Source organism: Holophagales bacterium (assembly GCA_016719485.1).
Classification (GTDB): domain Bacteria; phylum Acidobacteriota; class Thermoanaerobaculia; order UBA5066; family UBA5066; genus UBA5066.
This window is the reverse complement of the sequence record JADJZB010000002.1, coordinates 220,989-239,135: the sequence shown is the minus strand read 5'-3', so window position 1 is coordinate 239,135 and position 18,147 is coordinate 220,989. Positions and strand designations below refer to the sequence as shown.

The following is an 18,147-nucleotide window of genomic DNA, read 5'->3' as shown; positions in this document are numbered from 1 at the left end:
GGCGACCCCTACCGGACCGGCGAGCCCGCTCGCAACCGCGCGCGGAGGTCCGCCAGCTCGACGGCCGCCGTTGCCGCCTCGAACCCCTTGTTGCCTCCCTTGGCGCCGGACCGCTCGAGCGCCTGCTCGAGCGAATCGCACGTCAGGACTCCGAAGGTGATCGGAAGGTCCATCTCGAGGCCGACCTGGAACACTCCCTTTGCGACCTCGTTGGCGACGTAGTCGAAGTGGGGCGTCCCGCCCCGGATCACGGCTCCCAGCGCCACCAGGGCGTCGAAGGGTCCCGACTTTCCGAGGTCGCGCAGTGCGAGAGGAATCTCCCACGAGCCCGGCACCTTGACCACGGTGACGGCGCCCTCGGCCGCGCCCAGCCTCCTGAAAGCGTCGAGGGCCCCCTCGAGGAGGCGGGAGACGACGATGTCGTTGGTCCGAGAGGCGACGATACCGAACCGCCGCCCGTCGGCGCGAAGCTGTCCCTCGAGCACGTTCATGGCGGCCTCAGTCTAGCAGAGAGAAGCCGCCCACCGGGCGGACGGAGAGCGTTCCTTCCCCGGTTTCGGAGGAGCCGCGAAGCCGTTCGGCCAGCGGCCCGGGAAGAGGCGCGCCGTAGCTCTCGGCGTATCGTTCGAGGAGGTCGTCGAAGCTCCAGCGCCGCGCCTGCGGCCCGAGGGTCTCGAGGCAGAGTACGGCCGCCACGGATCCGAGCCGCCCCGCTTCCTCCCACGGCAGGCCCCGGAGGCGTGCGGCCAGCAATCCGGAACGGAATGCGTCGCCGACCCCCGTCGGGTCGAGGGCTTCCGTCCGGAGCTTCGCCGGGGGAATCCGGATCGCCCGGGCCCCGCCGGGTTCCCGGGGCGAGCCGCCCCGGAGGGCGATCGTCGCCCCCTCCTCGCCCCGCGTGATCACCAGGACAGGCACCTTCGCCGCCAGCTCCGCCTCGGAGAGGCCGGTCTTCTTCTCGATGATCCCGAACTCGTACTCGTTTCCGATCAGCATCGCCGCGCCGTCGAGGCCGACGAGGAGGTCGTCGCCCTCGAGCCGCGCCACCTGCTGGCTCGGGTCGTAGACGTAGGGAATGCCCAGCTCCCGGCACTCGCGGGCGTGCTGCCGCATCGCCGTCGGGTCGCTCGGGCAGATGAGCGCGAGGGCGACGGAACCCCGCTCGTACGACCGGAACGTCAGCTCGGACGCCCGCGCCATCGCGCCGGCGTAGAAGGTGGCGATCTGGTTCTGCTCGAGGTCGGTCGAGACGAAGAACGATGCCGTGAAGACGTCGTCGCAGAGCTTCATCCCGGAGACGTCGACCCCCTGCTCGCCGAGCCAGGAGCGGTAGTCGGCGGCGTCCTGCCCCGCCGTCGCGAGGATCGACGGGGTCACGCCGAAGAGGGCGAGGCCGTAGGCGATGTTCGGCGCCACGCCCCCGCGAACGCGCCGCATCTCGTCCACGAGGAACGAGACGGAAAGCCGGTGGAGGCGGTCGGGAACGACGACGTCCTGGAATTTCCCGGGGAATCGCATCAGGTAGTCGAACGCCACCGAGCCGGTGACGACGACCTTGGGGCTCGAGCTCATGTCCAGTACCTTTCCATCAGGAGCGAGAGGCGCTCGCGCGCTTCGGAGGGGACCCCGGCAGGGTCGGAGAGGACGGCGAAGCGCATCGCGCCGTCGCAGTCGGGGGGGCGCTCGGGATCGAGCGAGGCGACGGCGCGGGCGAGCACCCGGTCCGCAGTTTCGGCGTTCTTCTTCAGCACGGCGAGGACGGCCTCCACTGAGACCGGCGCCTCCTCCTCGTGCCAGCAGTCGTAGTCCGTCACGAGGCACATCGTGGCGTAGTCGATCTCGGCCTCGCGGCAGAGCTTCGCCTCCGTCGCGTTCGTCATTCCGATGACGTCCACGCCCCACGAGCGGTACAGGCGCGACTCGGCGAGCGTCGAGAACTGTGGCCCCTCCATGCAGAGGTACGTTCCGCCGCGGTGCGCCACGGCGCCCGTCTCGACGGCCGCCCTCGCGAGAGCGTCGAGGAGGTGCGAGGAGACCGGGTGCGAGAAGGAGACGTGCGCGACGCACCCCTCGCCGAAGAACGTCGACCGCCGGCCCTTCGTCAGGTCGAGGAACTGATCGGGCAGGACGACGTCCGCCGGTGCGTACTCGAGCTTCATCGAACCGCAGGCCGAAGACGAGACGAGGTACGAGCATCCGAGCTTCCGGAAGCCCCAGACGTTCGCCCGGTAGTTCACCTCGGACGGAAGGAGCCGGTGCCCGCGCCCGTGCCGCGCCAGGAACGCGACCGGCACGCCCGCCAGGTTTCCGAGGACGAAAGCGTCCGACGGCGCTCCAAACGGGGTCTCGAGCCGCACCTCTTCCGCGACGACGAGCCCTGGCAGCGCATAGAGACCCGACCCGCCGACGAGTCCGATCCGCTTCGTCAACCCAGCCTCCGCCGGACTTCCTCCTGGACGTCGAGGGCGAGCTTCAGGGCCGCGCGACCGGCCTCTCCCGTCACGGCCGGCTCGGTCCGCGTGCGGCACGCTTCGAGGAACGCTCCGTCCTCCGCGGTGAGCGGATCGGCGGCGACCACCGCGACGGGCCACTCCATGATCCGGGGCGGGCCGCTCAGACGATCGAGACGGTAGGCCGTCACGTCCCGCGCCTGCGTGTCGATCGAGAAGTACCAGTCGGGCTGGAAGAAGCGGAACTTCCGGGTCTTCTCCGTCGAGACGCGCGAGGCGGTGAGGTTCGCCACGCACCCCCCCTCGAACTCGAGGCGGATGGAGGCGATGTCGACCTTCTTCGACAGGATCGGCACGCCGACGGCGTGGATCGCGGTCACCGGCCGCTTCACGATCTCGAGCGCGATGTCGAGGTCGTGGACGAGGAGGTCGAGGACGACGTCGACGTCGAGCGCCCGCGGGACGAAGACGCCGAGGCGGTGCGCCTCGATGAACTTCGGCTCGGTCACGAGCGGCAGGACGGCGACGACCGCCGGGTTGAAGCGCTCGATGTGCCCCACCTGGAGGACGCGGCCGTTCCCGCGGGCCACCGCGATCAGACGGTCGGCCTCGTCCAGGGTGACGGTCATCGGCTTTTCGACGAGAACGTCGGCTCCGCCCGAGAGCAGCTCCTCGGCGACCTCGGCATGCGTGGAGGTGGGGGTCGCGACGACGACGGCCGTCGCGCCCCTCTCGAGCAGCTCCTTCACGGAGCGGCAGCGGACGAGCCCGGCGGCTCCGTACTTGCCCTCGATCTCGGCGGCCATGTCGTCGTTCGGCTCGACGAAGCCGACGGGCTCGGAGAGGGAGAGCTCGGTGAGGATCCGGGCGTGGTGGCGGCCCAGGTAGCCGCATCCGGCGATTCCTGTCTTGATCTTGTCGGGCATCAAACCAGGGAGTTTAGCGGAGCGACGGGTCCGGGACGAGGTCGAGGATCTCCCCGAGCCGTTCGATCCGCTCCCCGTCGCCGTGGCCGAGGCCGACGAACCGCACCGGCGCGGCGGCGGCCGCCTGGGCGTCGAACCGGGAATCGCCCACGAACAGGCATTGCGAGAGCGGCGTTCCCACCCGCTCCGCGGCCAGCCGGACGACGGCCGGGTCCGGCTTGCCTGCGCCGGCTTCGTTGGCCGACGCGGTGGCGTCGACGAGCGGGAGAAGGCCCTGGAGGTCCAGGATCCGGCGCGCCAGAGGCGCCGTCGTGTTCGTGGCGACGGCGATCCGGATACCCCTGCGCCGCAGCTCCACGAGGACCCCTTTCGCTTCGACGTTCGGCCGGACCTGACCCAGGTGCTCCTCGAAGAGGCTGGCGTACGCCGCCTCGATCTCCTCCACCGTCCGATCGGGCAGGTAGGCGTCCCGGTCGGCCGTCGCGCCGTTTCCGTAGATCGCGTCGAACTCGGCCCGCGGGACCGGCGCGCGGCCGAACTGGACGAGCATCCGGTTGTAGACGGCGAACCAGGCGTCCTCCGAGAAGACGAGGACACCGTCCATGTCGAAGAGAACGGCGCGAAGCTCCATCCGCGGATCTTCGCATCCGGCCTGCACGGCTCGCGGCCCGCTCCTTGCTTCGGGGTGGTGCGGCCGGTAACCTCCGGGGCCTCTATGGAAGCCCGCGACTTCAAAGACACGCTCCACCTCCCGAAGACCTCCTTCCCGATGAAGGCGGACCTCCCGAAGCGGGAGCCGGAGCGGCTCGCCCGCTGGCTCGACTCCGGCCTTTACGAGAAGGTCCTCGAGGCCCGCCGCGAGGCGGGGGCCCCCCGCTACATCCTCCACGACGGCCCGCCCTACGCGAACGGGCGCATTCACATCGGGACGGCCCTGAACAAGATCCTCAAGGACATCGTCGTCCGCTCGAAGTCCCATGCGGGCTTCGAGGCGCCCTACGTCCCCGGCTGGGACTGCCACGGCCTGCCGATCGAGCTGAAGGTCGACAAGGAGCTCGGCTCGAAGAAGCGGGAGATGGACCCCGTCACGTTCCGCAAGGCCTGCCGCGAATACGCCCAGAAATGGGTCGTCGCCCAGCGGAGCGACTTTCAGCGCCTCGGCATCCTGGGCGCCTGGGACGCCCCGTACCGGACGATGGACTTCGGCTATCAGGCGGCCATCGCCCGGTCGTTCGGCGAGTTCCTGGCGAAGGGACTCGTGACGTTCGGCTTCAAGGCGGTCCTCTGGTGCGTCCAGTGCAAGACCGCCCTCGCCGAGGCCGAGGTGGAATACGAGGACCGCAAGGACGCCTCGATCCACGTCGCCTTCCCGATGCCCGTCACCGACGCGCTCCGCGCCCTCTGGGGCGAGGCGCTCGCCGCCGATGCCGAGCTCTTCGCCGTCATCTGGACGACGACCCCCTGGACCCTTCCGGCGAACCGCGCCGTCTGCCTCGGACCGGAGATCCCTTACGTCCTCGCCCGCCGCGCCTCCGAGCCCGCGAAGCTCTACGTCCTCGCCGCTCCTCTCGTCGAGGCGACGGCGAAGGCCCTCGGCTGGGCCGACCTCGCCGCCATCCCCGGCACGGCCCGCAGGGGCGCCGACGTCGAGATGGCCCGACCCACGTACCGGCGCCCGTTCGACGTCGACGGGATCTCCTTTGGCTTCCTCCTCGGCGAGCACGTCTCGACCGACGACGGCACCGGACTCGTGCACACCGCCCCGGGCCACGGCCGCGAAGACCACGACGTCGTCAAGCGGAGCGGATTCCCGGTGGATGACCCGGCCCTGTGCCCCGTCGACCCGGCCGGCTTCTACGATCACCACGTTCCCGAGCCGCTCCGCGGCAAGCGGGTCGTCGCGGCGAAGTCGCCCGACCTCGACGCGAACCGCGCCGTCCTCGCCCTCCTCGAGGCGGGCGACCCCTCGGGCGCGCGCCTCCTCGGGAAAACCGACATGGTCCACAGCTACCCCCACTGCTGGCGCTGCAAGAGCCCCGTCGTCTTCCGGGCGACGCACCAGTGGTTCATCGACCTCGGGGCGCTGCGCGACCGGGCCCTCACCGAGATCCGCGAGAAGGTCGAGTGGGTCCCCGCGTTCGGCGTGAACCGGATCGGCGCGATGGTCGAGAACCGTCTCGAGTGGACGATCTCGCGCCAGAGGCTCTGGGGCTCCCCCATCACCATCCTCCGCCCCGCCGAGCCGCGCGACGACGTCGAGTACTACCCCTCCGCCGACGACCCGGCCGAGCTGAAGCTCTTCTTCGACCACCTCGTCGCCATCTTCGAGAAGCACGGCGCCGACGCCTGGTGGGACGACGAGAGCTTCCCCGCCGACGCTTTCGTCCCGCCGACGTCGAAGTGGAAGGGCGTCGCCTTCGAGAAGGTGAAGGACATCCTCGACGTCTGGTTCGACTCGGGCGTCTCCCACGCCGCCGTCCTCGGCACGTCGGCCTACGGCGTCGCCTCTCCCTACACCGACCCGAAGGCCCCCCACGTCCTCTACCTCGAGGGGCACGACCAGCACCGCGGCTGGTTCCAGTCTTCGCTCCTGACGGCGGTCGCCCTCAACGGCAAGGCCCCCTACGACACCGTCGTGACGCACGGCTTCGTCGTCGCGGGCGACGGACGGAAGATGTCCAAGTCGATGGGCAACACCGTCGAGCCCGACGAGGTCATCTCCAAGCACGGCGCCGACGTCCTGCGGCTCTGGGTCGCCTCCACCGACTACACCGACGACATCCGCCTCAACCAGGAGATCCTCACCCGGACCTCCGAGGCCTACCGGAAGATCCGCAACACCGCGCGCTTCCTCCTCTCGAACCTCTTCGACTTCGACCCGGCCACCAGCGCCGTCGACCCGGAGAAGCTCGAGCCGGTGGACCGCCTTCTCGTCGCCCGCGCGGCGCTCCTCCTCGCCGACGCGCGCAAGGCGTACGACCGCTTCGAGTTCCACGCCGTCGCGCGCCGGCTCCGCGAGTTCGCGACGACCGACCTCTCCGCGCTCTGGTGCGACGTCCGCAAGGACGCCCTCTTCGTCCTCGGCAAGGACGACCCCGCGCGCCGCTCCGCCCAGACGGCCGCCTACCGCATCGCCGAGGCCCTGGCCCTCCTCCTCAACCCGATCTGCCCCTTCACCGCCGAGGAGATCTGGGAGTCCCTGCCGGGCCACGAGGGGACCTCCCCGAACCTCGCCACGTGGGACAGCCTCGTCCTCGCGACCCTCACCGAGGAGCAGCACGCGGCCTGGGGCCGCCTCCTCGACGTCCGTGCCGCGTTCGTCGGAGCCCTCGAGCCGCTCCGCCGCGACGGTGTCGTCGGCACGAGCGCGCAGGCTCGCGCCGAGGTCGAGAAGACAGGGGCCTTCACGGCCGACCTCGCGACCACCGGCCTCGACGAGGTGCGATTCGCCGAGCTCCTCATCGTCCCCGAGGTCGTCTTCCGCGTTCCGGCGGCCGAAGGCGACACCAGCCTGCCCGCCGTCTCGGCCCACGCCGCCGAAGGGACGAAGTGCCCGCGCTGCTGGCAGGTGAAGCGCGACGGCGACGACACCGGCCTCTGCGGCCGCTGCCAGGCGATCCTCTCGTCGGCGACGGCGGGAGAGACGGCGGCCGGCGCGTGAGCCCGGTCCGTCTCCGGGCGCTCTACCTCGCCCTCGCGGCCCTCGTCGTCCTCCTCGACCAGGCGACGAAGATGATGATCCGCGCCTGGGTTCCGCTCCACGACCGGATCGTCGTCATCACCGGCTTCTTCGACATCACCCACGTCGAGAACACGGGCGCCGCGTTCGGCCTCTTCGCGGGAGCGACCTCTCCGTACCGCCCGATTCTCCTCAACGCCGTCGCGTTCCTCGTCTTCGTCCTCGTCCTCGTCTACGCGTTCAAGAGCCCGGTCCACTGGAAGCGGCTCCAGCTCGCCCTCGCCGGCATCCTCGGCGGCGCCGTCGGGAACCTCATCGACCGTATCGGCTCGGGCGCCGTGACCGACTTCGTCCGCCTCCACGCCGCAGACAAGTGGGAGTGGCCTTCCTTCAACGTCGCCGACAGCGCCATCACCGTGGGCGTCGTCCTCCTCGCGCTCGACATCTGGAAGAACCCCGACGGCGCGGAGACGAAGCCGGAGTCCTGATGCATCCCGAGCTCCTCCACCTCGGCCCGATCGTCCTCCCCGCCTACGGCGCCGCCCTCGGCGTCGCCTTCCTCCTGGGCGTCCTCCTGCTCAAGCGGCGGGCACCGGAGTACGGCATCGACGGCGAGACCGCCGTCGACATGGGCATCTGGCTCATCCTCTCCGGCCTCCTCGGCGCCAAGGTCCTCCTCCTCGTCGTCGAGGGCCCGGGCTATTACCTCACCTCGTTCCGCGGGCTCCTCGAGCTCTTCCGGGCCGGCGGCGTCTTCTACGGGGGCCTCCTCGGCGCGCTCGTCGCAGCCGTCTTCTTCGTCAAGGTCAAGAAGGTCCCCTTCCTCGCCTTCGCCGACGCCGCCGCCCCCGCCGTGGCGCTCGGCCAGGCCATCGGCCGCATCGGCTGCCTCGCTGCCGGCTGTTGCTGGGGCGCGCAGTGCACCAAGCCCTGGGCGATCACGTTCACCGACCCCAAGGCAGGCGAGAACGTCGGCGTCCCCATGGGGATCCCGCTCCATCCGACGCAGATCTACGAGGCGGTCGGCCTCTTTCTCCTCACAGGCCTCATCGTCTGGTTCGGCAAGGGCCGCGCCGCGGGCCGCACCTTCTCCCTCTACCTCATCGGTGCGGCAATCCTCCGCTTCACGGTCGAGCTCTTCCGCGGCGACCCGCGCGGGAACATGCCCTCGACGGACCTCTCCACCTCGCAGGGCATCGCCATCGGTCTGTTCGTTCTCGGCCTCGGCATACTCGCTTTCGGACGCAAGCGCGCCGAGGTTCCCGCAGAGGCGTGAGCGGGGACGGCGAGCGCCCGCGCCGGACCTTCACCGCCGATCGCGGCGACGCCCGCGAGCGCCTCGACCGCGTCCTCCTCCGCCACCTCGCCGACCTCCCGGAGGCCTCCAGGACGAAGGTCCAGGAGTGGATCGACGCGAGCCTCGTCACCGTCAACGGGCGCGCGGTGACGAAAGCTTCCGCGAAGGTCGCGACCGGCGACCTCGTCGACACCGTCCTCCCCCCTCCCCTGCCGCCGAAGGCGGAGCTGATCCCGCAGGACATCCCCCTCTCGATCCTGTTCGAGGACGAGCACCTTCTCGTCCTCGACAAGCCCCCCGGCCTCGTCGTACACCCCGCCGTCGGCCACCGAGACGGCACCCTCGTCAACGCACTCCTCTTTCACTCGAAGGAATGGGGTGGCGAGGCCGACCGCCCCGGTCTCGTCCACCGCCTCGACAAAGACACCTCCGGCGTCCTCGTCGTCGCCAAGAACGAGGCCTCGCACGCCGGCATGGCGAGGGCCATGAAGGCCCGCACTCTCGTGAAGGAGTACCTCGCGGTCGCCTACGGCCGGACCGCCGTCACGAAGGGCAAGGTCGACCTGCGCATCCTGCGCGACCCGCACGACCGCAAGCGCATGACGACGTCGAAGACCGAGGGACGCGAGTCGACGACGCTCTACGAGCGCCTCGGTGAGTCGACGGGAGACAAGGCCGGCCTCTCCCTCCTCCTTTGCACCCTCGTCACCGGACGAACGCACCAGATCCGCGCCCACCTCAAGGCGATCCACCACCCCATCGTCGGCGACGCCACCTATGGCTCGCCGCGCTGGAAGGGCATCGTCGACCCCACGCTCCAGGCCGCCTGCCGCGACTTTCCCCGCCAGGCCCTCCACGCCCGCCGCCTCGCTTTCGACCACCCGGTCACGCACCAGCGTGTCGACGCCGTCGCGCCGATCCCGGCCGACATCGCGGCACTGCTCGCGGTGGCGGGGCTCTCCCTCTGAAGACCTGGCGCTGAGAGCCGCGAACCCGACGCGCCTCGCGGCGAGGGCTGTTCGGCGGACATCGACGTATCGACTATCCTGAGACGAAACCTCATGTCGGTATCCGCGGGTACCCGATTTGGCCCGTACGAGATCGTCTCCCTCCTCGGCGCCGGTGGGATGGGAGAGGTGTATCGGGCGCGAGACACTGGGGCGGGACGTCGCCGTGAAGCTGCTCCCGCCGCACCTCACCCTCTCTCCGGAGGCCCGACAGCGGTTCGAGCGGGAGGCGAGGGCGATCGCGGCGCTGTCGCACCCGAACGTCTGTGCGCTCTACGACGTGGGGCGAGAGGGCGACGTGGACTACCTCGTGATGGAGCTGCTGGAGGGCGAATTGCTGTCGAAGCGCCTCGCGAACGGACCTCTCCCGTTCGAGCAGACGCCGTGCGCCCTCATGGGGTTCGTGCACCGGGATCTCAAGCCGGGCAACGTGATGCTGACGACGTCCGGGGCGAAGCTCCTCGACTTCGGGTTGGCGAAGGCGTTCGAAGCGCAGGGACCGGCCGAGGCCCTGACGTCCGTCTCGACAGCCGAAGAGGAGGTCACCCGCGAAGGAGCCATTCTCGGCACCCCCCCCCCACCCCCCCCCGAACCCGAGGGCAGGAAGGCGGACACGAGGTCCGACATTTTCGCGTTCGGCGCCGTCCTCTACGAGATGGCCACAGGCCGGAAGGCATTCCAGGGGAGCAGCCGGGCGAGTCGGATCTCGGCAATCATGACGGCGGAGCCGGAGCCGGTCTCGGTGTCTCAGGCGACGGCGCCGCCAGCGCTCGATCGCCTGGTGCGGACGTGCCTGGCGAAGGACCCAGAGGAACGCTGGCAGTCGGCGCACGACGTCGCCAGGGAGCTGAAATGGATTGCGGCAGGTGGCTCCCCGGCCGAAGTTTCCGCGCCGTCCCCGGCGAGGCGCGGGGGACTGAAGCGCGCTGCCTGGATCGCGGCGGTCCTGTTCGGCATCGCCCTGTCCGTACAGGTCTTTCTGCACCTTCGGCAGCCGAGATCGGGCGCCGGGACGCCGCGCGCCTTGAAGCTCTCGATCCTGCCTCCCGAAGGGAAAGCGTTCCAGCCCGGAAGCGTCGTCCTCTCCCCGGACGGAACCCGCCTCGCATTCGTCGCCCCGGGCGCGGATGGAAGGAACGTTCTCTGGATCCGCCCCCTCGACTCCCTCGAGGCCCGGCCGCTGCCGGGTACCGAGAGAGCCTTCTCGCCCTTCTGGTCGCCGGACGGCAACTCCGTCGCCTTCATGACGCCGGACAAGCTGAAGAGGATCGACGCATCCGGCGGCCCGCCCCAGGTCCTGTGTGACGCGCGGGTGGGGCGAGGCGGCACGTGGAATCGCGACGGCGTCATCGTCTTCTCTCCGTACCCCACCGAAGGGCTGTTTCGCGTCTCCGCGGGCGGAGGCCCGCCTGCTCCCCTGACGAAGCTCGATCTCTCCCGGCGCGAGAACTCCCATCGCTGGCCCACTTTCCTCCCCGACGGGAGGCACTTCCTCTTCGTCGTGCGGAGCGCACAGTCGGAAAACCGCGCGATCTACGTGGGGTCCCTCGATTCGGACAAGACCACGCGCCTGATGAGCGGGACCTCGAACGTCCTCTATGCCAGCTCCCCGTCCGGGAGTTCCAGGGGCTTCCTGCTCTTCGAGCACGATGGATGGCTCGTGGCGCGGCCGTTCGATGCCCGAAGGCTCGAACTCGCGGGCGAACCGATTCCCATCGCACCGAAGGTCAAGGGGAGCGATCCGCTGGCGGCCGGCACGTTTACCGTTTCCGAAACGGGCGTACTGGCCTACGGCAGCGGGACCACCGCGCTCCGACAGCTCGCCTGGATCGATCGAGGGGACCCTGGGCCCTCCCCCGGGCCCCCCCCCTCCCGGGCGCCTTCCCCCGACGGCAAGCGCGTGGCCCTCGACCTCGTGAATCTCGAACCCGGGGGTCGCGAGATCTGGCTCATGGAGCTCGCCCACGGCGTCGCGTCGAGGCTCACCGCTGCGTCGGCGGCGGAGCTGTCCCCGGTCTGGTCGCCGGACGGGACCCGCATCGCCTTCGCGACGAGTCGGGGGTGGGGCTCGACGGACATCTTCCAGACCCTGTCCAGCGGTGCCGGACGAGCGGAGGCGCTCCTGAAGTCCGAGAATCGAGAGCTTCCGACAGACTGGTCGCGGGATGGGCAGTCCCTGCTCTTCGAGAGGGTCGGCATGGCCTCGAAGAGCGAGGTCTGGGTCCTCCCGCTCGTCGGCGAGCGCAAGCCGGCCCCCGTTCTCCAGGCGCCCTTCAACGAGTCCCAGGCGGTGTATTCCCCCGACGGGCGCTACATCGCATACGTCTCCGACGAATCGGGCCGACAGGAGGTCTACGTGCAGACCTCTCCGCTCTCGGCCGCCAAATGGCGAATCTCGCCGGACGGGGGATCACAGCCGCAGTGGCGCCGCGACGGGAGCGAGCTCTTCTATCTCACCCCCGACGGCCGTCTCATGGCGGCGGGCGTCGCTTCAGGGTTCGAGGCCTCCAGCCCGACTCTCCTGTTTCGAACCGAGGCTATGAACCAGGACGTCGTCGGCACCGCGAGCCAGTACGCCGTGACCTCCGATGGCCGCCGCTTCCTGGTCAGCTCGCCCGTGGACGGCCAGAGAAGCGAGCCGATCACCGTCGTCCTCGACTGGACCGCGGACCTGAAGACGCCGTGACGCTTCGCCCGGGAAGCTAACCGGCCGCGGCGACCCGCGCCCACTCGCTCCGCGAGCGGTCGACGCAGTCCTCGATCGAGAGGCCGGCGAACCAGTTCCCGAGGACGGAGAGTTTCTTCCCCGCCGAGAGCCGGTCGATCTCCGCGACGATCGCTTCGTGCCCGAGCTCCGGCGACGGGAGAATCGTCCTCTTCTCGACGAGCTCCTCGAGATCCGCTTTTCCAAGCCCGAGGAGCCGCGTCACCCGGGCGACCCTCTCTTCCGGCGTGAGTCCCGGCTTGAAGTGGAACGCGAAGGAACGCCACTCGGGGTCGGGCACCGAGTCGCGCGTCACCGCCGAGTGGAAGACGTCCTTCCGCGGCACCAGGAACATCGAGACCGGGAACCTGCTGACCTTCGAGGCGCGCACCGCGAAGGCGAGCGTCTCGACGACCGTGTCCTTCACGCGCGAGACCTGGGCGGCGAGGTCGGGCGCGGCCCCGCCGAGGAACGCCGCCGCGGCGGACGGGGGCGTGGCCACCGCCGCGACGCCCGCCTCGTGCCGCTCGCCGTCGTCCGTCACGACGGCCCAGCCGGACCCGTTCGCCTCGAGGCTCACGGCCATCCGCCCCGTCGCCACCTCGATGCCGGGCTGCCGGGCGAGCGCGTCGGTCATCGTCTGCAGGCCCCCGCGGAGCGTGAAGCTGCGCGGAAAGTCCTTCCGGCGCGTGTCGCGCATCTTGAACAGCATCCCGGCCGGAAACGCGTCGGCGCTCTGCGACGGGACCGCCGACAGCATCGGGCCCAGGACCTTCGCGTAGTTCCGCTTTCCGACGATGCTCGAGTAGAACTGAGCGACCGTCTTCCCTTCCTTCTTCGCCCCGATCATCCGCGGAAGGCTCACCGCCGCCTCGAACCATCCGAAGAGCCGCAGCATCACGCCGAGATTCGATCCGGGAACGAGCCGGTCGCCGTCGAGGAAGCGCAGGTGCGTTTTCGCCCGCTGCAGTACCTCACCGCGCAACGCGCATGCGTCGATCAGCCCGGTGAATCCGAGGTAGGAGTTGTAGCAGGTGTGCGCGCCCACCTCGAACCAGTAGCCGCCGTCCGCCCTCCGGGTCGTGATGCAGCCGCCCGGCTTTCCGGCGCTCTCGAGGACGAGGACGGACCGTCCGGCCCGTGCGGCGTGAAAGGCGAACGTCAGGCCGCTGATCCCGCCCCCGACGACGACGACGTCGTGTCTGCTCATACGGCGTGAAGATTCGCACGCTCCGGGCCAGAGCGCGACGTGACTTCCGATCTCGTGGCCCGAGAGTCACTTGGCCATTGTTCTGAGACGGCGTAGCATCTTCAGAAAAGGAGTTCCGATGCAATCAGCGAAAGTGTCCGCCACGGCCGTTCCGCTGCTCCTTCTCGCAGCCCTCGCCACCGCTCCGGTCGCCGCTCAGGTGCCGACGATGATCAAGGGAGAGGCGATCCTGGCTCACCCTGCCGGGAAGCTCGCCATCCATGCAGCCGAGCTCCTCGCCGCGGGAAAGATCGACGACGTCATTCGTCTGAGGACCGCCGCGGACCAGGCTGAGCTGAAGAAGGAATCGGCAGCGGAGCGCGCGGACTGGGCCCAACGGGCGAAGGACCGTGCCCCCGACCCGAAGCTCCTCGCCGCCGCGATCCGGAAGGGAGGAGTTCTGACCGTCTTCCCGGACCGGGCCAGCCTCGAGTCGCCCTACGCAAACGGCGGAGAGGTCATGGCGATGTTCACCCTCGAAGCGGGCAAGTGGTACGCCTCGCTGGGTCCCATGGTGATGGCCGGCGCGCCCGCCCCCGGGACCCAGGTCCGCATCGAGGGCGAGGAAATCCTGAAGCACGCCATCTACGCACTCGCCCTCGAGTACGCCGACGCGGTCCATTCCGGAAAGCCCGAAGCGTTCCTGAAGCTCTCCTCTGCGAAGAGGCAGGCGGACTGGAAGGCCGAGCCCGAGAGCGAACGCAAGGAAATCGCGGCCTACTACAGGAAGACGATCCCGAAGAGAGCCGACCTCGCCGCCGGGGTTCGCTCCGGGGGCGTCCTCTTCATCGAGAACGACAACGTGGCGACCCTCAACGTCATCACGGTCGAAAGCAAGTCGAAGGAGCCCGGCGTCGTCCAGTCGACGTCGACCACCGTGGGGATCCCCTTCGTCCTCGAGGGCGGCCAGTGGAGGGTCAAGTAGCGAGGCGCGCCCCGGGAGTCCCGAGGCACGATAGGCGCCAGCAGGAGGCTGCTAAGGCCCGAGAGGCCCCGGCCGCATCCTCCTACTTCGCGCCGCGCAGCTGGAGGGGCCAGTTCACGACGAGGTCCAGGAACGCGTTCGGCTTCTGCCCTCCGCCGACGACGAGGAACCGCTGGTGGTCCGCCGTCGGCCAGAAGGTCGAGCCCGAGGGGTTGGGCCCGGGGACCCGGAAGAGCGGCTTGGGCTCGCCGACCTCGAGGGTCTCGCCGCGCGCCGCGACGGCGACGGCGTGGAGCGTCCCGCCGAGGTCGTGGTAGATGATCTCCCGGCCGTCCGCGCTCCAGTACGCGTAGGCGCCTCCACCTTTCGAGACCTGCCACTTTCTCCCCGCGCCCGGAAACGACGTGACGTAGACCTCCCAGCGCCCAGACTCCTCCGAGCTGTACGGGAGCCACCGGCCGTCGGGCGAGAGCGGGGACGCGATCTCGTTGAGCTTCGACTTCCGCAGCAGCTCCGGCTTTCGGCTCCCCCCGAGCGGCAGGAGCTGCATCTCGAAACCCGCCTCCGGGGAAACCTGCGTGAAGAGGAGGGAGCTTCCGCCACCGGTGAACGTGGCGCCGTACGTGTCGCGCTCCGACACGAGGAGCACCTCCTCCTCGGCGGAGCCGTCGAGGGACTTTCGGTAGAGGTCGTAGTGTCCCTTGCGGTTCGAGGAGAAGACGAGCGCGGAGCTGTCGGGAGACCAGACCGGGGCCACGTCGTCCGCCGGGTCGAACGTGAAGCGGGTGCGCACGCCGCGGCCGAGGTCGAAGACCCAGACGTCGTGGGTCCCCGTGGCCGCGTCCAGGATCGTCACGGCGGCCTGCTTCCCGTCGGGAGAGAGGACGACCTCTGCGTAGTCCGCAGGCTCGCCGAGGGTTCCGTCCACCTTCCCGTCGCGCGAATACCACTGAAGTGCCGACGTCAGATGGCCCCGCGCGGTCTGGTAGACGAGGACCCCGTTCTGCGACGCAGAGAAGACCCCGATGGCCGTCGCGGGCGCCGGCATCAGGATCCCCTCCGCGACCGGCGCGGCGTCGCCCGTGAAGGAGAGGCGGACGGTGTCGAAGGGACGCGCCATCAGCGTCGCCTCGCGCAGGTAGAGGAGGTGACCGGAGGCGTAGATCGCCGCGGCCGGCGAGCGCAGGAGCACCTTTTCGGCCCCTCCGTCGAGCGACGCCACGATGACGGGGCTCCCCTCGCCCGCGGCCCGCTGGTTCCGCGCGACGTAGAGGTAGTGCTTCCCGTCCGGGAGGAACCTCGGGTGCCTGTGCGAGTCGTCGCCGCGCTTCACGTCGAGCTTCGTGACGGGGGCCGACTCGCCCCCCTTGTCCGACACCCTGAAGAGCCCCGCGGTCGGGCTCGCCGCGAAGACGATGACCCCGGCCGGGCTCCACGTCCCGCCCTTCCCCTCCGGGGCGGTACACAGGGTCAGCGGCGCGCCGCCGCTGACCTCGATCGTCTTCAGCTTTCCCGTCGTGAAGAAGCCGAGGGATCGGCTGTCGGGCGACCAGAAGGGGTACTGGGCCCCGTCCGTGCCGGAGAGCGACCGGGCCTCGGTGGCGTCGAGCGAGCGGACGTAGAGCTGGAACTTCCCGTTGCCGTCGGCGGCGGTGAACGCGACCATCCTCCCGTCCGGGGAGACGACGGCCGGGCCCGGAGTGTTCGACTCGAGCCAGAAGCTCGTCCCCTCCGGAGGCGGCAGGGCCGACCGGAACACTCGCTCCGTCTTCTTCGGGGCGAGGAGCAGGACCGCGCCGAGCCCCGCAGCCGCGACGAGCGCCGCGGCGGCGACCGTCCACGCGAGGCGCTCGCGGCTCTTCCGGCGCGCGACGACCGGCGCCGGCACGCCCGCCTGCGACCCACCCTCGGCGATCCACTGCAGCTGGAGCCTGACGTCGTGCGCCGTCTGGATGCGGTCGTCCGGGTCCTTCGCCAGGCACGTCGCGACGACGCGGTCCAGGGCCGGCGGCGTCATGGGCGCGAGCGACGAGACGGCCGGTGGCTCGTCCTTCAGGATCGAGCCGATGACGCTCGCCTGGCTCTTCCCCTCGAACGCCTTCCTGCCCGTCGCCATCTCGTAGAGGACGGCACCGAAGGCGAAGATGTCGCTGCGCGCGTCGGCTTCGCCCCCTTCGAGCTGTTCCGGCGCCATGTACTGGAACGTCCCGAGGATCGACCCCTTCTGCGTCAGCGGGGTCGGCTGCGCCATCGTCGGCAGGGACGTCATCCCCGACGGGCCCGCCTGCGGGGCGAGCGTCCGTGCGAGCCCGAAGTCGAGCAGCTTCACGCCGCTCTTCGTGAGCATGACGTTGCCGGGCTTGAGGTCGCGGTGGACGATCCCCTGGCGGTGCGCGCGGTCGAGGGCCTCCGCGACCTGGATGCCGAATGCGAGCAGCCGGTCGAGCGGGAGCGGGCCCTTCGATAAGCGGGTCGCGAGCGTCTCGCCCTCGAGGTACTCCATCACGAGGTACTCCGTCCCCTCGTGAGAACCCACGTCGTAGAGGGCGCAGATGTGAGGGTGCGAAAGCTGCGAGATCGCCTTCGCCTCGCGCTCGAACCGCTGGCGCATCTCGTCGGACGACGTGCCGCCCGGGAGGAGGACCTTCACGGCGACCTCGCGTTCGAGCCGCGTGTCGCGCGCCTTGTAGACCTCTCCCATCCCGCCGGCGCCCAGCAGGGAGACGATCTCGTACGGACCGAGCCGGGAACCCGCGTTCAGTGTCATCTCGTTGGGCGGGGATTCTAGCCGCAGGTCGGCCCAGGACAGCCGGTCTGCCGGTCTCGGTCCTGTCCGTCCATGGCTCAGCTGCGCGGCGCCTCCTTGCACCGGGGGACGGAACGCCGGCACACTCCGGGACGTCACAGGGTGACGCGATCTGGCACCTCGCGCGGCGCGTCATCAGGAGTCACCATGCCGAAAGCCACTTCGCCCAGGCACGTTGCCGCCTCGCTCGTCGAACTCTGGTCACCCCGCGTCGTGGCCGAGGTCGACGACGCCTACGTCAAGGTCGCCAAGGTTCACGGCTCGCTCGCGTGGCACAGCCACGACGACGAGGACGAGCTCTTCCTGGTCCTCGCGGGGCACCTGCGCATCGAGATGGAAGGCACCTCGGTCGAGCTCGGCGAGGGCGAGCTCTACGTCGTGCCCAAGGGCGTACGGCACAACCCCGTGGCCGAGAACGAGTGCCACCTCCTTCTCATCGAGCGGAAGTCGACGCTCCACACGGGCACGACGGTCACCGACAGGACCCGTTCGGTGGCCGATCAGCTTCGCCCGGTGTGAGAGATGTACCCGGCCCTCCCCTGGTGAGACACTGGCCCTCGCGTGCGGAAGAAAGACCTTGCCGACGTCCTCCGGCGGATCGACGAGATCCGGTTCGACGAGGACTTCGACCTCGTCGTCGCCGTCCTGAACGGAGGCCGTGAGCCGGCGCGCCTCCTCGCCGAGAAGCTCGGCCTTCCCGTCGCCGGGCTGCGCGTCAACTTCCGCGATGAAAGCCACCGCCCCCGGCACGACGCCCCCGTTCTCCTCGCGCCGCCCGATTTCGACCACCGCGGACGGCGCGTCCTCGTCGTCGACGACCGTTCCCGAACGGGCGCAACACTCGCCCTCGCCCGCGAGGTCCTCAGAGACGCCGCCGTCGTCCGGACCCTGGCTGTCAACGGGAAGGCGGACTATTCACTCTTCGACGAGCCCTGCTTCGTCTTCCCGTGGGCGCCCGGGGGCTCCGGGCCGCACCCTGGCGGGGACTCCTGAGCCGGGGACGGGAACGATCCGGAGAGGCTCGCCACCATAGGTCCCGGGTTCCCGGATTCTCGAGTCTTCGGCGCGACCAGATCCGTGCAATCAACCGTTGACGTCTGTATG

At 70.0% G+C, this 18,147-nt stretch carries 15 protein-coding genes; 8 read left to right on the top strand and 7 right to left on the bottom strand.

Going from position 1 to position 18,147, the window contains the following annotated elements; all coding sequences use genetic code 11:
- Positions 1-8 precede the first annotated feature (8 nt).
- From IPN03_01090 to IPN03_01070, 5 genes are read right to left on the bottom strand one after another with little or no spacing between them, the layout of a single operon-like run.
- The gene (locus tag IPN03_01090) at positions 9-491 is read right to left on the bottom strand and encodes a 6,7-dimethyl-8-ribityllumazine synthase (protein MBK9372353.1); all 483 of its coding nucleotides are present in this window, start codon (positions 489-491) and stop codon (positions 9-11) included.
- Positions 492-498: 7 nt separating this feature from the next.
- Positions 499-1,572: a carbohydrate kinase family protein gene (locus IPN03_01085; GenBank protein ID MBK9372352.1), complete on the bottom strand. Its 1,074-nt coding sequence runs from the start codon at positions 1,570-1,572 to the stop codon at positions 499-501.
- Positions 1,569-2,429 (bottom strand): S-methyl-5'-thioadenosine phosphorylase, encoded by an 861-nt coding sequence (mtnP, locus tag IPN03_01080; GenBank protein MBK9372351.1) that lies wholly within the window; start codon positions 2,427-2,429, stop codon positions 1,569-1,571. The genes IPN03_01085 and mtnP overlap by 4 nt, the downstream gene beginning before the upstream one ends.
- Positions 2,426-3,376, bottom strand: coding sequence for a Gfo/Idh/MocA family oxidoreductase (locus tag IPN03_01075; protein ID MBK9372350.1), 951 nt, complete (start codon positions 3,374-3,376; stop codon positions 2,426-2,428). Before IPN03_01075 ends, mtnP begins: the two co-directional genes overlap by 4 nt.
- 13 nt (positions 3,377-3,389) lie before the next feature.
- Positions 3,390-4,007, bottom strand: coding sequence for an HAD family phosphatase (locus IPN03_01070; protein MBK9372349.1), 618 nt, complete (start codon positions 4,005-4,007; stop codon positions 3,390-3,392).
- Positions 4,008-4,091: 84 nt separating this feature from the next.
- Between IPN03_01070 and ileS the strand changes: the two genes are divergently transcribed.
- From ileS to IPN03_01045, 5 genes are all read left to right on the top strand, one after another.
- On the top strand, positions 4,092-7,037 hold the full coding sequence (gene ileS, locus IPN03_01065) for an isoleucine--tRNA ligase (protein MBK9372348.1): 2,946 nt from the start codon (positions 4,092-4,094) through the stop codon (positions 7,035-7,037).
- The gene (gene lspA, locus IPN03_01060; GenBank protein ID MBK9372347.1) at positions 7,034-7,543 is read left to right on the top strand and encodes a signal peptidase II; all 510 of its coding nucleotides are present in this window, start codon (positions 7,034-7,036) and stop codon (positions 7,541-7,543) included. Before ileS ends, lspA begins: the two co-directional genes overlap by 4 nt.
- Positions 7,543-8,331, top strand: a complete 789-nt coding sequence (gene lgt, locus IPN03_01055; protein MBK9372346.1) for a prolipoprotein diacylglyceryl transferase — start codon at positions 7,543-7,545, stop codon at positions 8,329-8,331. Before lspA ends, lgt begins: the two co-directional genes overlap by 1 nt.
- Positions 8,328-9,320: an RluA family pseudouridine synthase gene (locus IPN03_01050; protein ID MBK9372345.1), complete on the top strand. Its 993-nt coding sequence runs from the start codon at positions 8,328-8,330 to the stop codon at positions 9,318-9,320. Before lgt ends, IPN03_01050 begins: the two co-directional genes overlap by 4 nt.
- A 205-nt stretch (positions 9,321-9,525) precedes the next feature.
- Complete coding sequence (locus IPN03_01045) at positions 9,526-12,045, top strand: serine/threonine-protein kinase (GenBank protein ID MBK9372344.1); 2,520 nt, start codon at positions 9,526-9,528, stop codon at positions 12,043-12,045.
- A gap of 16 nt (positions 12,046-12,061) precedes the next feature.
- Here IPN03_01045 and IPN03_01040 read toward each other — a convergent pair whose 3' ends face one another.
- A complete protein-coding gene (locus tag IPN03_01040; GenBank protein MBK9372343.1) occupies positions 12,062-13,273 on the bottom strand; it encodes an FAD-dependent oxidoreductase in 1,212 nt (403 codons plus the stop codon).
- 118 nt (positions 13,274-13,391) lie between these two features.
- Between IPN03_01040 and IPN03_01035 the strand changes: the two genes are divergently transcribed.
- A complete protein-coding gene (locus IPN03_01035) occupies positions 13,392-14,237 on the top strand; it encodes a hypothetical protein (protein ID MBK9372342.1) in 846 nt (281 codons plus the stop codon).
- 82 nt (positions 14,238-14,319) lie between these two features.
- Here the strand turns inward: IPN03_01035 and IPN03_01030 are convergent, their stop codons facing one another.
- Entirely contained in the window at positions 14,320-17,004 is a 2,685-nt protein-coding gene (locus tag IPN03_01030; protein ID MBK9372341.1) for a serine/threonine-protein kinase, read from the bottom strand.
- A gap of 186 nt (positions 17,005-17,190) precedes the next feature.
- Here IPN03_01030 and IPN03_01025 point away from each other — a divergent pair, with 186 nt between their 5' ends.
- Positions 17,191-17,562 (top strand): cupin domain-containing protein, encoded by a 372-nt coding sequence (locus IPN03_01025; GenBank protein MBK9372340.1) that lies wholly within the window; start codon positions 17,191-17,193, stop codon positions 17,560-17,562.
- A 42-nt stretch (positions 17,563-17,604) separates the two neighbouring features.
- Positions 17,605-18,036, top strand: coding sequence for a phosphoribosyltransferase (locus IPN03_01020; GenBank protein ID MBK9372339.1), 432 nt, complete (start codon positions 17,605-17,607; stop codon positions 18,034-18,036).
- Positions 18,037-18,147: the final 111 nt, after the last annotated feature.

Coding starts and splice junctions, on each gene's coding strand:
- IPN03_01090 (MBK9372353.1), bottom strand. CDS start 491: ATGAACGTGCTCGAGGGACAGCTTCGCGCCGACGGGCGGCGGTTCGGT.
- IPN03_01085 (MBK9372352.1), bottom strand. CDS start 1,572: ATGAGCTCGAGCCCCAAGGTCGTCGTCACCGGCTCGGTGGCGTTCGAC.
- IPN03_01075 (MBK9372350.1), bottom strand. CDS start 3,376: ATGCCCGACAAGATCAAGACAGGAATCGCCGGATGCGGCTACCTGGGC.
- IPN03_01070 (MBK9372349.1), bottom strand. CDS start 4,007: ATGGAGCTTCGCGCCGTTCTCTTCGACATGGACGGTGTCCTCGTCTTC.
- ileS (MBK9372348.1), top strand. CDS start 4,092: ATGGAAGCCCGCGACTTCAAAGACACGCTCCACCTCCCGAAGACCTCC.
- lgt (MBK9372346.1), top strand. CDS start 7,543: ATGCATCCCGAGCTCCTCCACCTCGGCCCGATCGTCCTCCCCGCCTAC.
- IPN03_01040 (MBK9372343.1), bottom strand. CDS start 13,273: ATGAGCAGACACGACGTCGTCGTCGTCGGGGGCGGGATCAGCGGCCTG.
- IPN03_01035 (MBK9372342.1), top strand. CDS start 13,392: ATGCAATCAGCGAAAGTGTCCGCCACGGCCGTTCCGCTGCTCCTTCTC.
- IPN03_01030 (MBK9372341.1), bottom strand. CDS start 17,004: ATGACACTGAACGCGGGTTCCCGGCTCGGTCCGTACGAGATCGTCTCC.
- IPN03_01025 (MBK9372340.1), top strand. CDS start 17,191: ATGCCGAAAGCCACTTCGCCCAGGCACGTTGCCGCCTCGCTCGTCGAA.